At 60.5% G+C, this 13592-nt stretch carries 13 protein-coding genes; 6 read left to right on the top strand and 7 right to left on the bottom strand.

The annotated features are described in order from the left end of the window. Together ACQUTG_RS11935 and ACQUTG_RS11930 are read right to left on the bottom strand one after the other, a co-directional pair. A complete protein-coding gene (locus ACQUTG_RS11935; RefSeq protein ID WP_428919612.1) occupies positions 1-528 on the bottom strand; it encodes a response regulator in 528 nt (175 codons plus the stop codon). A 23-nt stretch (positions 529-551) separates the two neighbouring features. Beyond that, positions 552-1400, bottom strand: a complete 849-nt coding sequence (locus tag ACQUTG_RS11930) for a sensor histidine kinase (RefSeq protein ID WP_428919611.1) — start codon at positions 1398-1400, stop codon at positions 552-554. A gap of 266 nt (positions 1401-1666) precedes the next feature. Between ACQUTG_RS11930 and ACQUTG_RS11925 the strand changes: the two genes are divergently transcribed. Then, on the top strand, positions 1667-2665 hold the full coding sequence (locus ACQUTG_RS11925) for a GGDEF domain-containing protein (protein WP_428919610.1): 999 nt from the start codon (positions 1667-1669) through the stop codon (positions 2663-2665). On the opposite strand, the gene ACQUTG_RS11920 is transcribed toward ACQUTG_RS11925, so the two are convergent. Then, complete coding sequence (locus tag ACQUTG_RS11920; RefSeq protein ID WP_428919609.1) at positions 2653-4044, bottom strand: MATE family efflux transporter; 1392 nt, start codon at positions 4042-4044, stop codon at positions 2653-2655. The two genes, ACQUTG_RS11925 and ACQUTG_RS11920, sit on opposite strands and share 13 nt — an antisense overlap. A gap of 99 nt (positions 4045-4143) precedes the next feature. On the opposite strand from ACQUTG_RS11920, the gene ACQUTG_RS11915 reads away from it, so the two are divergent. Beyond that, positions 4144-5016: a carboxylate/amino acid/amine transporter gene (locus ACQUTG_RS11915; RefSeq protein WP_428919608.1), complete on the top strand. Its 873-nt coding sequence runs from the start codon at positions 4144-4146 to the stop codon at positions 5014-5016. A gap of 119 nt (positions 5017-5135) precedes the next feature. Then, positions 5136-6533 (top strand): sodium-dependent transporter, encoded by a 1398-nt coding sequence (locus tag ACQUTG_RS11910; RefSeq protein ID WP_428919607.1) that lies wholly within the window; start codon positions 5136-5138, stop codon positions 6531-6533. Positions 6534-6696: 163 nt separating this feature from the next. Here the strand turns inward: ACQUTG_RS11910 and ACQUTG_RS11905 are convergent, their stop codons facing one another. From ACQUTG_RS11905 to dctP, 3 genes are all read right to left on the bottom strand, one after another. Next, on the bottom strand, positions 6697-8007 hold the full coding sequence (locus ACQUTG_RS11905) for a TRAP transporter large permease (RefSeq protein WP_428919606.1): 1311 nt from the start codon (positions 8005-8007) through the stop codon (positions 6697-6699). Continuing rightward, positions 8004-8552: a TRAP transporter small permease subunit gene (locus ACQUTG_RS11900; RefSeq protein WP_428919605.1), complete on the bottom strand. Its 549-nt coding sequence runs from the start codon at positions 8550-8552 to the stop codon at positions 8004-8006. The genes ACQUTG_RS11905 and ACQUTG_RS11900 overlap by 4 nt, the downstream gene beginning before the upstream one ends. 89 nt (positions 8553-8641) lie before the next feature. Further along, the gene (dctP, locus tag ACQUTG_RS11895; RefSeq protein WP_428919604.1) at positions 8642-9688 is read right to left on the bottom strand and encodes a TRAP transporter substrate-binding protein DctP; all 1047 of its coding nucleotides are present in this window, start codon (positions 9686-9688) and stop codon (positions 8642-8644) included. A 166-nt stretch (positions 9689-9854) separates the two neighbouring features. Between dctP and ACQUTG_RS11890 the strand changes: the two genes are divergently transcribed. Then, positions 9855-10595: an enoyl-CoA hydratase/isomerase family protein gene (locus tag ACQUTG_RS11890; RefSeq protein WP_428919603.1), complete on the top strand. Its 741-nt coding sequence runs from the start codon at positions 9855-9857 to the stop codon at positions 10593-10595. Here ACQUTG_RS11890 and ACQUTG_RS11885 read toward each other — a convergent pair. Further along, entirely contained in the window at positions 10592-12175 is a 1584-nt protein-coding gene (locus ACQUTG_RS11885) for a class I adenylate-forming enzyme family protein (RefSeq protein ID WP_428919602.1), read from the bottom strand. The genes ACQUTG_RS11890 and ACQUTG_RS11885 overlap by 4 nt on opposite strands. A 143-nt stretch (positions 12176-12318) precedes the next feature. On the opposite strand from ACQUTG_RS11885, the gene ACQUTG_RS11880 reads away from it, so the two are divergent. Both ACQUTG_RS11880 and ACQUTG_RS11875 read left to right on the top strand, forming a co-directional pair. Beyond that, a complete protein-coding gene (locus ACQUTG_RS11880) occupies positions 12319-13113 on the top strand; it encodes an SDR family NAD(P)-dependent oxidoreductase (protein ID WP_428919601.1) in 795 nt (264 codons plus the stop codon). After that, on the top strand, positions 13113-13553 hold the full coding sequence (locus ACQUTG_RS11875; RefSeq protein ID WP_091998903.1) for a PaaI family thioesterase: 441 nt from the start codon (positions 13113-13115) through the stop codon (positions 13551-13553). The genes ACQUTG_RS11880 and ACQUTG_RS11875 overlap by 1 nt, the downstream gene beginning before the upstream one ends. The last annotated feature ends 39 nt before the right edge of the window (positions 13554-13592 follow it).

Raw genomic sequence — 13592 nt, 5'->3', positions numbered from 1 at the left:
TCAGTCATCGTCGCCGAGCAACACCGAGCCGTCGGTATCGCGCTGGACCCGGGTGATGCCGGGGTTCTCGGCCTCCAGTCGCAACAGTTCTTCCTCACGGGCCCGGAGCATGTCTTTCTGGCGGTCGTTTTCCTGGCGCAGGCGCTGGTTTTCCTTTTTCAGCTGGTACAGGTCGATGGCGGAGCGGATGGCACTCACCACTTCGTGGTCTTCCCAGGGTTTGGACAGGTACCGATGTACCTCAGCCTGGTTGATGGCCTTGATCATGGAGTCCCTGTCACCGTAGGCGCTGAGCACCAGACGGATGGCATCGGGCTGGCGCTGTTTGGCGAACTGCAGGTAGGTGACGCCGTCGGCGGTGGGCATCCGGTAATCCGAGACAATCGCGGCGTATTCATGTTCCTGGAGGCTGCCGAGCGCTTCCTCGACATTGTCGTAGGTGTGCACCTCCCAGCCCTCGGGTTTGAGCAGCCGGCGCAGGGCGCTGAGAATGTTGCGTTCGTCGTCCACCAGCTGGATCTTGATCATGGCTCGTCTCCGTGTCGCCGGGGTTATTCGTTATCGGTGTCTGGCTGAGTAACCGGCAGGGTCAGACGGAAGCAGGTGCCTTCACCGGGCGTGCTGTCCACATCGAGGCTGCCCTGATGTTTTTCGATAATGTTGAAAGACAGGGAAAGACCCAGGCCCGTACCTTTGCCAACCGGCTTGGTGGTAAAGAACGGTTCGAAGATCCGGTGCCGGTGTTCGGGCGATATGCCTTTACCCGTGTCGTGCACTTCGATGATGACCTGGTCGCCCTCCTGGCGGGTGCGGATGGTGATCCGGCCAAAGCTTTCAATAGCATGGGCGGCGTTGACCAGCAGGTTCATCACCACCTGGTTGATCTGGGAGATGATACATTCCACCTCCGGCAGCTCGTCGAACTCCCGAACAACCTCTGCCTTGTATTTCAGTTCATTGTTGACCACGTTCAGGGTGGTCTCGATGCCCCGATGGATATCCGCCGGCTTGAACGCTTCCTCCTCGATGTGGGAGAAGTCCTTCATCGCCGCGATGATGGTCTTGACCCGCTCGATGCCTTCCCGGGACTCCGCCAACAGATCCCGAAGGTCATCCCTCAGATAATCGTAGTCAATGTTCTGCTTGATCAGTTGGAGGTCATCAAGGGATCTGGCGCTGTCCACCGCCTCGGTCAGCCGGAACAGATCGTTGAGATAGGTGTCCAGGGTTTGCAGGTTTGAATAGACATAGCCCACGGGATTATTGATCTCGTGGGCGACGCCGGCGGCAAGCTGGCCAATGGCCGCCAGTTTTTCCGACTGCAGCAATTGCTGGTTGGCCTGTTCCAGGCGGGCGTTGAGCAATTCCTGGTCTGACTGGGGGGTAGGGGCGTTGGACATAGACAACCGTAACCGTGAAATTTCAGCTGATCCCAGTATAGATGCCCGTTTTTTACCGCTTGGTAAAGTTTGGTTTCCGGAGTGCGGAGTTACGTTATCAATTCCCTGTAGTTGATGTGGGTTTTCCGGTCTGTTCCGGCGAATGCGGCGTATGAACCTGTACGCACCATGAAACATTGTTAAAAAATAGCCAGACATGACGACCTGTCGGACTTGTTGGGCTACGCTTTGGACCACCACGCGACCCATGTCGGAAACCTTTTCCAATGTTCCAACGCCTTAGATCGGATTTTCGCCTGTCCATCATTACCTTGCTCGGGCTGAGTGGCTTTCTGGGCATTACGCCTTTTGCCGTGTTGCGCTTTCACCAGGGTAATCCGGCTGCGGGTCTGGTTGATGTGCTGATCCTCTGTGGTCTCTGCGCTGGCGTTATCTATGCGTGGGTGACCGGCGATACCCGGCGCAGCGGCTTGATCATGGCGATCATTGCGGCGATAGGAGCTGTCGTAATGGCGGGTCTGGTGGGCACTCCGGGACTGTATTGGCTTTATCCCTGCCTGATTACCAGCTTCTTCCTGACATCGCCCCGGGTTGCTACCAGCATAAATGTCGCCGCGGTGCTGCTGACGGTCGCCCAGGGCGGGGCCTTCGCAGGCATCGAACAAATGGGATCGTTTGTAGCCACGGCATTGGTTGTCAGTGCCTGCGCCTTCTTTTTTGCTATCCGCAATGAGGATCAGCGCAGGCGCCTGGAGCATCTGGCCACCATTGATCCGCTGACCGGAGTGAAAAACCGCCGGGCCATGGATGAGGAGCTGGCCATCGCGCAGGCCCATGCCAGTCGGACCGGGCTTTCCTGTGCCCTGATCCTGCTCGACATTGACCACTTCAAGAAGATCAACGACGAACACGGTCATAGTGTCGGGGATGCCGTCCTTGTTGATCTGGTCAACGTGCTCCGCAAGAACACCCGAAAGTCGGACCAGCTGTTCCGGTATGGCGGTGAAGAGTTTGTCCTGCTGCTACCGGACGCGACGGGGATTAAAACGGTCATCGGCAACCTGCAGCAGCTGCTGCGCAACCACGTGAAACATCCGGGCGGTTCAATCACCGCTTCCTTCGGAGTCGCCGAGCTGGATTGGGGTGAGACCGTGGATTCCTGGCTTACCCGGGCCGATGACGCCCTTTACCAGGCCAAGGAAACCGGGCGGGATCGGGCTGTGTTTGCCGAGCCCCGCATTCGGGCGGTGTCTCAGTCGGCCTGATCCGGCCTGTAGCGGAACAGGCGCCAGCCGAGCAGAAGGCTGGCGGAGGTCAGGCCGCAGGTCAGACCCACCCAAAAGCCTGCTGCCCCCATGGCGGGCACGATCCAGTCTGTGAAGGTCAGGGTGTAACCCAGGGGTAGTCCGATCCCCCAGAACGAAAACAGCATGATGAACATGGGTATGCGGGTATCCTTGTAACCCCGCAGGGCGCTGATGCAGGTCACTTGCACCACATCGGCCACCTGGAACAGGGCCGCAAAGCCCAGCAGGGCGACAGTGACCGATCGAACGTCTGCCTCCCCCGAATACAGTGCGGCAATTTCCGGGGAAAAGGTGTAGAGCAGGGTAGCAAAGACCAGGGCAATGGCTGCCGCCAACGCCAGCGAGCTTCGGGAAATGAGCCTGGCGCTGTCCGGCGCCCGGGCGCCGATCAGGAAGCTCACCCGCAGAGTCAGGGCCATGCCCAGGCTCAATGGCAGCATGAACAGCAGCGATACCACGTTCAGGGCAATCTGGTGGCCCGCGACCACCACCGGGCCTAGAGGCGCCAGGAACAGGGCAATGACCGCAAACATGCTCGCCTCGACGAAAATAGTGAAGCCGATCGGCACGCCGATTCGCAGAATGTACCCCAGGCCCGCCCGGTCCGGGGCGGCCCAATCGGCAATAAGGTGGAAGCTCCGGTACAGCCGGCTCCCGTTCAGGTAGACCAGCATCGCCACCGCAGCAAAGCCATTGGACAGTGAGGTGGCCCAGCCACAGCCGATGCCACCCATGGCCGGAAGCCCGAGCTTGCCATAGATGAAGATGTAGTTCAGGGGCAGGTTGATCAGCGTACTGAGTACGGAAAATGCCATGATCACCCGGGTGTGCCCCAGGCCGTCCGTCAGTCCCCGCAAGGCGGTCATCAACAGCATGGCCGGAACACCCCAGGCAAAGGCATCCAGGTAACCCTGGGTGATGCGGGTGGTATTGGCGTCCAGTTCCAGCAGGGTGAGCACCGGCTTCACATTGATCAGCAGCAGGATCATGATCACCGAGCCGCCGGCGGCCAGGTAGAGGCCCTGCCAGGTGGCCGGCATGATCTTTTCACGGCTGCCTGCGCCGTTGTAGCCGGAGATGATCGGTTGCAGGGCGCTCAAGGCCCCCATGAAAAACAGGAACAGCGGCATCCACAGGCTGCTGCCTATACCCACGGCGGCCAGGTCTTCGGCGCTGGCATGACCGGCCATGACGGTATCGATCACCCCGTTCGCCATCTGGGCAACCTGCGCGATGAGGATCGGCCCGCCAAGAATGGCCAGGGTACGCCACTCGGCAAGGACCCGGGTCAGAAGCGGTTGCCGGGCTTCGGGTAATGGCTGGTGGGTTTCGTCCATCTTGGCGTTTGGTTCCCGGATCTCAGTATCAAACAGGCCTGCATCCTACCCGAAAAGCAGTTACAGTACGCGCCTCGGTTAATGGGAGAGATTATCAACATGGGTTTGCTGATTTTTGTTACGGTTCTCTGGGCGTTCTCCTTCAGCCTGATCGGAGAATTCCTTGCCGGGCAAGTAGACAGTGATTTTGCGGTGCTGACACGGGTCCTGATCGCGTCACTGATCTTTCTGCCGTTTACCCGCTGGCGCGGTGTGCCGTCCGGACTCAAGCTGGGTATTCTGGTGACTGGTATGCTGCAGTTCGGGTTGACCTATCTGTGTCTCTACCGCTCGTTCAGCTACCTGACGGTTCCGGAAGTCCTGTTGTTCACCATTTTCACGCCCCTGTATGTGACGCTGATCGATGACGCACTGTTCCGCCGGTTTTCGCCGGTGGCCCTGCTGGCTGCGGCCATTGCTACCCTTGGGGCGGGGATCATCCGGTATGACGGCCTGAGCCAGGACTTCGTCACCGGTTTCCTGCTGCTGCAGGTGGCCAACTTTACCTTTGCCGCCGGCCAGGTGGGCTACAAGCACATCATGCAGCGGTATCCGCTGGATCTGGGCTCGTTCCGGACCTTCGGTTATTTCTTCTTCGGTGCACTGGTCATCGCGCTGCCTTCGTTCCTGATCTTTGGTAACCCGGAGCGGCTGCCTTCCACTGGTCTGCAGTGGGGTGTGCTGGCATGGCTCGGATTTGCCGCCTCGGGCCTGGGGTTGTTCCTGTGGAATCGGGGCGCCTGCAAGGTGGATGCCGGTACCCTGGCGATCATGAACAATGCCCTGGTACCGGCCGGCCTGCTGGTTAACCTGTTGATCTGGAACCGGGATGCCGATCTGCTCCGGCTGGCCATTGGTGGTGCGGTCATCGTCTTTTCCCTGTGGGTGAATGCCCGCTTCCATCCCCGGGCCCGTCTGACGGCGACTGCCTGATACAAGCCGGCACTGGCATCGGCACGTCAGTGCTGGCAGAATCGCGACCCAACAGCCCGGGCGTGCCCCGGGCGCTCGATCCTCTTTCAATTCCTTAGCCAAAAGCACAGGAAATCAACATGTCTCAATCCAACTCCGTGTCGGGTAACGGCGATTACACCGCCCGTGGCCTCTGGTCGTCCCGGCTGGCGTTCATTCTGGCGGCTACCGGTTCTGCCGTTGGTCTGGGCAACGTCTGGAAATTCCCGTACGTCACCGGTGAGAACGGTGGTGGCGCCTTTGTCCTGGTGTACCTGCTGTGCATCGCCATCATCGGTATCCCCATCATGATGGCCGAGGTGTTCATCGGCCGGAACGGTCGGCACAACCCGATTACCAGCTTCCGCCTGGTGGCCGAGCGCAACCTCGCCTCCCCGCTCTGGCGGATCTCGGCGATCGTGGGCATGCTTGCGGCCTTTATCATCCTTTCTTTCTATTCGGTGATTGGTGGTTGGGCCGCTTCCTACATTGGTCACGCCGCCGCCGGTGACTTCACCGGTGGTACTGCCGAATCCATCGGCGACCTGTTCGGTGGCCTGCTCGGCAGCCCGGTGCAACTGCTCATCTGGCACACAGTGTTTATGGCATTGGTGGTGCTGGTGGTCTCCCGGGGTCTGAAGGGCGGTCTGGAACGCGCTGCGACCATCCTCATGCCGGCGCTGTTCATACTGCTGCTGGTTGCGGTGGGCTATGCCACCACCACCGGGCATTTCGGTGAGGCGGTCAGCTTCCTGTTCAGTCCGAACTTCGGCGCCCTTACCGTCAGCGGTGTGCTGGTTGCCCTCGGCCACGCTTTCTTCACCCTCAGCCTGGGCATGGCGATCATGATGGCCTACGGCTCCTATCTGGGCCGGGATGTGTCCATTGGCCGCACCGCCATCAGCGTCGCGATCATGGATACCGGGGTTGCCCTGCTGGCGGGCCTGGCCATTTTCCCGGTGGTGTTTGCCAACGGTCTTGAAGCCGGTGCGGGCCCCGGTCTGATCTTCCAGACCCTGCCGCTGGCGTTTGGCAACATGCCCTTTGGCAGCCTGTTTGGCGCCTTGTTCTTCGTGCTGTTGCTGTTCGCAGCCTGGACTTCGGGCATTTCCCTGCTGGAGCCGGTGGTCGAGTGGGTTGAGGAAAAGACCAGCCTTGCCCGCACCGGCAGCGCAGTTCTGGTAGGTGTGCTGTGCTGGGCACTGGGCATTGCCTCGATTCTGTCCCTGAATGTGTGGTCCGATATTACCCCGCTGGCCATGTTCGACCGTTTCGAGGGCAAGACCATCTTCGATCTGCTGGACTACGTCACCGCCAACATCATGCTGCCGCTGTCCGGCCTGCTGACGGCCCTGTTCGTGGGCTGGTTCGTGGCCCGGGAGTCACTCAAGTCCGATCTGGCGCTGACCGGTGGCGCCTTCGGCCTGTGGTACAACCTGATCCGGTTCGTGACCCCGATTGCCGTAGTGATCGTGTTCATCTACAACCTGATGGCCTGATCCCCCCAGTTGCCGCCAAACCAGGGGTCAGATGAAAGTTTTCATCTGACCCCGCTTTAACTCCCGCCTCGGTTGCCGTCCTCGGCCCGGCCGGGAACCGGAAACAAAAAGCCCGACGGAGGATGTCCGCCGGGCTTTTTGTTTGCCCGTCAGGAGTGCCTGGTTAGAAGAACAGGTCCGGTAGCCAGGTGGCAATCTCCGGGAAGATCATGATCAGGATGATGCCGATGATCTCCACAATGACAAAGGGGATGATCGACTTGTAGATATCCTTCATGGTGATCGACGGTGGCACGATGCCCTTCAGATAGAACAGGTTGAAGCCGAAGGGCGGCGTCATGTACCCGATTTCCATGTTGATCACGAACAGGATACCGAACCAGATCGGGTCGAAGCCCAGGGATTCCACGATCGGCATGAAGACCGGCAGGGTGATCAGCATGATGCCCACCGGGTCGAGTACCATGGCCAGCAGGAACACGATCACCATCATGGCGATGATGATGCCCCAGGGACCACCGGGGACCATGTTCATCAGGCTCTCGATCAGTTCCTGGGCTCCCATGCTCTGGTAGGCGGCGCTGAAGGCGTGGGCGGCAAACAGGATCCACATGATCATGCCGGTGAGCTTGAAGGTGCGGATCGCCGCTTCCTGCAGGATACTCCACTTGAACTGTTTATAGACGGCGGCCGAAATCAGTGCGCCCAGTACGCCCATGGCGGCGGCCTCGGTCGGCGTGGTGATGCCGCCGATGATGGAACCCAGCACCATAACGACCACACCGATTGGCAACAGCACCGCCCGCAGGGCCCGGAATTTTTCCGGCCAGGTGCCTCTTTCCTCTTTGGGCAGGGCGGGGGCCAGTTCCGGCTGCAGGTGGCAGCGCACGATGATGTAGATGGCCGTCAGGACCATCAGCAGGATGCCGGGCATGATGCCGGCAGCGAACATCTGGCCCACCGAAACCCCGGTGATCAACGCATACAGGATCATCAGGATGCTGGGCGGAATCAGGATGCCCCAGCCACCACCGGTATTGATGACACCAAGAGCCATGCTCTTATCGTAGCCGCGTTCGAGCATGGAGGGCAGGGCAATGGTGCCCATGGCCACGACCGCGGCGCCGCTGATGCCCACCATGGCGGCGAACACCGCACAGATCCCCAGGGTGCCCAGGGCCAGGCCGCCTCTGAGGCCGCCGCACCAGAGGTGCATCATGCGGTACAGATCCCTGGCCACGCCGGTTCGCTCCAGAATCATGGCCATAAACACAAACAGCGGAATGGCGACCAGGGTAAAGCTGCCCATGGTGCCCCAGATCTGCGAGGCCACCATGTAGAAGGAATCAAAACCCCAGGTGAAATAGAGGAACACCACGGACACGCCGCCCAGCACAAACGCCAGCGGCAGGCCCAGCAGCAGGAAGAACAGCAGTGCGCCGAAGAACAGCAGGGTCAGGGCTTCAATACTCACAGCTGCTCTCCTTCGGAATCAGTGTCTTCGGGGGTGTAGTAGTCGAGGTTGAAGGCTACGGCAATGTCCTCGAGCAGCTTGACCAGTCCCTGCAGGACCAGCAGTGCCGTACCCACGGGAATCGCGAGTTTGACCGGCCAGATGGGCGGATTCCAGGCGGAGTACGAGGTCTCCCAGCTGGAAATGGACTCTTGGGCCATGTCGATGCCGAACCAGAGCAACGCGAGGGTGAAGATGAAGAATACCGTGGAGGTGACGATGTCCAGCACCGCCCGCTTGCGCGGCGCCAGGTGGGAATGAAGCAGGTCGACATTGACGTGGCCACGATGGGCCATAATGTAGCCACCGGACATCACCGCATAGATACCGAACAGCATCTGGGTCAGTTCATTGGTCCAGACCGTCGGCGAGTTGAACAGGTAGCGGAAGCCCACTTCCAGCAAAAGAAATGCAAACATGGCGAATACGAGCAGGGCTATCCAGCGCCCGACGACATCATTGAGACGGCTAACCCCTCTCATGAATGCGGCAATCATCACACCCATGGTTCTCTCCAGGAGGACGTTGGTTGTAGTCAGGGACAAGAAGGCCGGAGTGCTGGACTCCGGCCCGGGTTATGCGGTCAAGCCCGCGATCAGAGGTAGCCGAGGTCGCTCAGGTAGCTCTTGAGCATGTCCAGTGCCTTCTGGGCATTGTCGCTACGCTTGCCTTCCTCGTCCCACATCTTCTGGGCGGTGGCAACCAGCTTGTCCTGTACCTCATCCGGCAGGACATTGACCTGCACCCCTTCTTCGGCAATGGCCTTGGCCAGGGTGATGCGCTCCTTGTACTGGTACTCGTTGGTGCGGATCCAGAACTGCTCGTTCAGGGCATCCTTGACGATCTTCTGCATGTCTTCCGGCAGCTTGTCCAGGGCCTTCTGGCTGACAATGATGACGTCGGTACCGGCGATGTTCAGGGCCGGTTGCACGTGGTACTTCGCGACCTCGTAAAGACCCATGCTGTAGGCACCCTGGGACGCACCCCAGTGAGCACCGTCGACGATTCCGGAATCCAGGGCGGAGTAAAGCTCACCACCGGGAATGTAGGAGGCGGCAGCACCCGCTTCGGTCAGGAAGTTCTGCAGAGCGCCGGAGGAGCGGATCTTCAGGCTGGTGAAGTCTTCCCAGCTCTCGATCGGCTTCTTGACCACCATTTCGGTCGGGTAGACCTTGTCGGTGGCCCAGTAAACGCCGTGCTCGGCGGCTTCATCACGCAGCATCTGCTCGAAACCCATGTTCTGATGGAAGTAGGCGGCTTCCCAGACGTTACGGAAAGCGAAGGGCAGGCCGGAGGCGATGCCCGCCAGGGAAACCTTGTCCTGGGCGTAAGCGGGTGAAATGGTACCCATTTCCAGAATGCCGCGGCTGACCGCGTTGAAGGTTTCCTTGGCCTTGAACAGGGCACCGGCTTCATAGAGCTGGAGCTTCAGGCGACCATCGGTGCGTTCTTCCAGAACCCGCTTGATGCGGCCGAGACTGTCGGTGTAGGAGCTGCTGGAACCCGGCCAGTGGGATTGCACCTTCCAGGTGAACGTCTCCTGGGCCGCTGCCGGTGTGGCAGCAAGGGCGGCAGAGACGCCGAGGGTAAGGGCGGACGCGTAAACGGTCAGCTTCTTGCGTGCTTGCATTATGAGGTTCATGGCTGTGCCTCTTTCGTTGTTGTATTGGCCTTGCTTTTAGTTTCACTCTGCAGAACTCTTAACTGCAGGGTGAATTTATGTTCTCTGAATCTATCACAACATCCGGCTTTTGCAATAGGATGTTTTTACCTCAAACATCAACGTAATGTTCTGAAAGGGTAGCTCAATGATCGACATGCATCAGGCGGGGGCCGTTGTTCACCTCGCCATCAACCGCCCGGCGAAGAAAAACGCGCTGACCCGCGAAATGTACGGGCTGCTGAGCCGACATATTCGCGCAGCGGCAGATGACAAGACGGTCAACGCCATCGTCATCTCCGGGCATGGCGATGTCTTCACCGCCGGCAATGACCTGGACGATTTTCGCGCCCGCGCCACGGACCCCAATCCGCAGTCCTCGGCGGGTCTGACCTTTATCGAAACCCTGATGGACTGCGACACGCCGGTCATCGCCGCAGTGGAAGGGATCGCCATTGGCATCGGCACCACCCTGCTTCTGCATTGCGACTCGGTGATTGCCGGCAGATCTGCAACCTTCAAGACCGCTTTCGTCGATCTTGGTCTGGTACCCGAGGCGGCCTCTACCGTCACCATGCCCCTGCACCTCGGCGCGCGCCGGGCGTCGGAGCTGCTGTTATTCGGGGAGGTCATGGACGGGACCGAGGCCCGCGACTGTGGCATGGTCAGCAAGGTGGTTGAAGACGGTACCGCCGTGACCGCAGCGCTTGAGCTGGCGCAGCGGCTGGCGGGCAAGCCACGGGAGGCGCTCAGGGCGAGCAAGCGGTTGATCCGGGCGCCCTGGCGGGATCAGGTCAGGGAAGCGCTGGAGCGCGAGCGCGCGGTATTTTCCGAGCGCCTGCGCTCCGAGGATTGCCGGCAGGCCCTGGCGAGATTGCAGCGCCGCTAGCGGGTCCAGTAGGGCTCGCGGAGTTCCCGTTTCAGCACTTTCCCGATGGTGGAGCGGGGCAATTCCTCCCGGAACTCCACCGCCGCCAGCCGCTGGGTCTTGCCCAGGCGGTGGTTGGCCCAGTCCAGCAGTTCCGTTTCAGTCTCCGGGTGGCCCGGAGCCCTGATCACCAGCGCCAGGGGCGTCTCGCCCCATTGCTCGCTGGGTATGCCGATCACCGCCACATCGATGACAGCGGGGTGGCTCAGCAGCGTCTTTTCCAGATCCACCGCATAGATGTTGAAGCCGCCGGAGATGATCATGTCCTTGCGACGGTCGAGGATGTAGATAAACCCGTCTTCATCGATTCGGCCCATATCCCCGCTGCGATAGAACACCAGGCCTTCCGGGCTGGTCCAGAGCATTTCCCGGGTCTGTTCGGGGCGGTTGACGTAACCGCGCATCATGGAGATGGCCCGGCCGACGATTTCCCCGGTTTCACCTCGGGGCAGCTCCCGGCCATTGTCATCAATCACCCGGACCTCGGCCCCCTCGGTGGGCAGGCCGACGGAGTCCCATTTGTCGGGATGGGCGGCGCAATCCAGGCTGGTGGAAATGCCGCCTTCGGTCAGGCCGTACACCTCGCGGATATTGCCCGGCCAGCGCCGCATGGCTTCGGCGATCACATCCGCCCGTAATGGCGCGCTGGTGCACAGTTTGAGCTTGAAGCTGGACAGGTCAAACCGGTCGAAATCCGGCACCGCCAGGATGCGCTGGTACTGCACCGGCACCAGCATGGCGTGGGTCACGTGATGCTGCTCAGCCAGTTCGAGGAACCGGTGGGCATCGAATTTCGCCATCAATACCAGGGTGCCGCCGTGGAACAGGGTCGGTAAGACCGAGACCAGGGTGGTATTGGAATACAGTGGCGTGGAAACAAGATTGATGGCGTCACTGTCCAGCCCGAACCGGCTCATCCGGACCATCTGGCGCTGGCGGAAACGGTAGTCGTGCAGGATACCCTTGGGCGTGCCGGTGGTGCCCGAGCTGTAGATGATGTTGAACGCATCGTCGAGGGTTACCGGAGCCGGATCCGCCTGATCTGCCACATCACCCAGCCATTGCTCCAGTGTCTGACCAGCCTCTCCGGTATCCAGGCCGACCACATTCTCCGGCGGCAGGTCCACGGACTCGCGGATATCGGACCAGAGCGTCCGGTTCTTGCCGGACACAAAAAGGAACCGGGCGCCGCAATCCCGGATCATCAGAGTCAGGGCTTCGCCGCTGGCCATGCCCGAGAGCGGTACCATGCAGCCACCCGCCACGAGAGTGCCGAGATACAGGGCGACGTATTCCCGGGTATTTTCGGAGAGACCCGCCACGCAGTCGCCTGTTTCGAGACCGGCCTGGCGAAGGCGGTTGGCAATCCGGTTTACCTGGCTGACGAGGTCCGCCCAGGTAACAAGCCCCTGTTCGTCGATCAGGGCTGTCTTGTCTCCCTGACTGTCTCGGTGACCCTGAATCCTCTGGCCGATGGCTTCCATGGTTTCATCGGCGGTTACCGGGGCGTAGACCGGCATGTCATTCGTTGTATTTTTCATTTTCCTGTCTTCCGGCGTTGTTGTGTTTTACTAGATGAAATTTCCTTTCGAATATATTGACTCAAAACCGGAAGGCGTGACAAATTATCGAAACGATAAGAACGCGATCACAACAACAAATACGGAAAACGAGGAGCGATTCCATGGCGCGATTTGATCAGCGCATAGCCATCGTCACCGGTGCCGGTAGCGGGATTGGCCGTGCCACCGCCGTCCGTCTGGCCCGAGAGGGCGCCTCGGTAGTGATGGCCGATGTGTCCGAGGCCGGATTGCTTGAGACCGAAAGCGCCATGCCCGAGGACGCTCGCTACCAGCGCCATTTGGTGGACGTGGCCGACGAAAGCCAGGTGAAGGATCTGGTGGCGGAAACCATGGAGACCTTTGGCCGGATCGACGTGCTCTGCAACATCGCCGGCATTGCCAGCACCTCCGGTGGTCACCCGCCGGTGACCGGTAACGACCGTGAGGAATGGGACAAGGTGCTGGCGGTCAACCTCATCGGCACCATGCTGTTCATCAAGCACGTGGCACCGCACATGCAGGCCCGCAAGCTCGGCGCCATCGTTAACACCGCCTCAGTGGCCGGCATTCGCTCCGGTGCCGGTGGCAACGCCTACAGTGCTTCCAAGGCCGGGGTGATCAACCTGACCATGACCGCCGCCTGTGACCTCGGAGGGGACAATGTCCGCGTCAACGCCGTTTGTCCCGGCCTGGTGGAAACCGGTATGACCCGTGCGGTGTTCGATTACGCCCGCGCCCATGAAAAGGCCCACAAGCTCGGGTCCCGGTGCGAGCTTCGCCGTTACGGCAATCCCGAGGAGATTGCCGCTGCCATCCTGTTCCTTGCCAGCGACGACGCCAGCTACATCACCGGTCAGGCCCTGGCGGTGGACGGCGGCAATACCGCCTCCCTTAACCTGCCAGGAATGAAAGTCTGATGAGTGAGGAAAAGCTGCACATTACTGGAGGTCAGGACCTGCCCGGTTTTCACAGCCTGCTGGGCTACCGCCAGGTGTCCTGGGAAGAGAACGAAGCGGTGATCGAGCTGGCGCTGGAACCCCGGCACCTGAACCTGGGAGGCGTGATCCACGGGGGCGTACTGACCTCCCTGCTGGATATCGTCCTGGCCCAGGCCGGGACTTACTGCCCTTATCCCGGCCGCATGCGCAAGGCGATTACCCTGTCCCTGACCACCACCTTCACCGGCCAGTGCTCCGGCGGTGTGATCCGGGTGACCGGGCGCAAGCGGGCCGGCGGGACCCGTATTTTCAACAGTACCGGCGAGGTGCATGACGATCAGGGCAACCTGCTTGCCATCGGTGAAGGCACTTTCCGGATCCGATCCGGGAGCGATAAGCCCGAGGGCGTGCCAATCTGATTGGCCGGATCCAAACCACGATTGATTGCCGCGAAAAGG

The organism is Marinobacter sp. DUT-1, from assembly GCF_050379415.1.
Classification (GTDB): domain Bacteria; phylum Pseudomonadota; class Gammaproteobacteria; order Pseudomonadales; family Oleiphilaceae; genus Marinobacter.
Note: the sequence above shows the minus strand (reverse complement) of the source record. Positions and strands in the feature narration are given on the sequence as shown.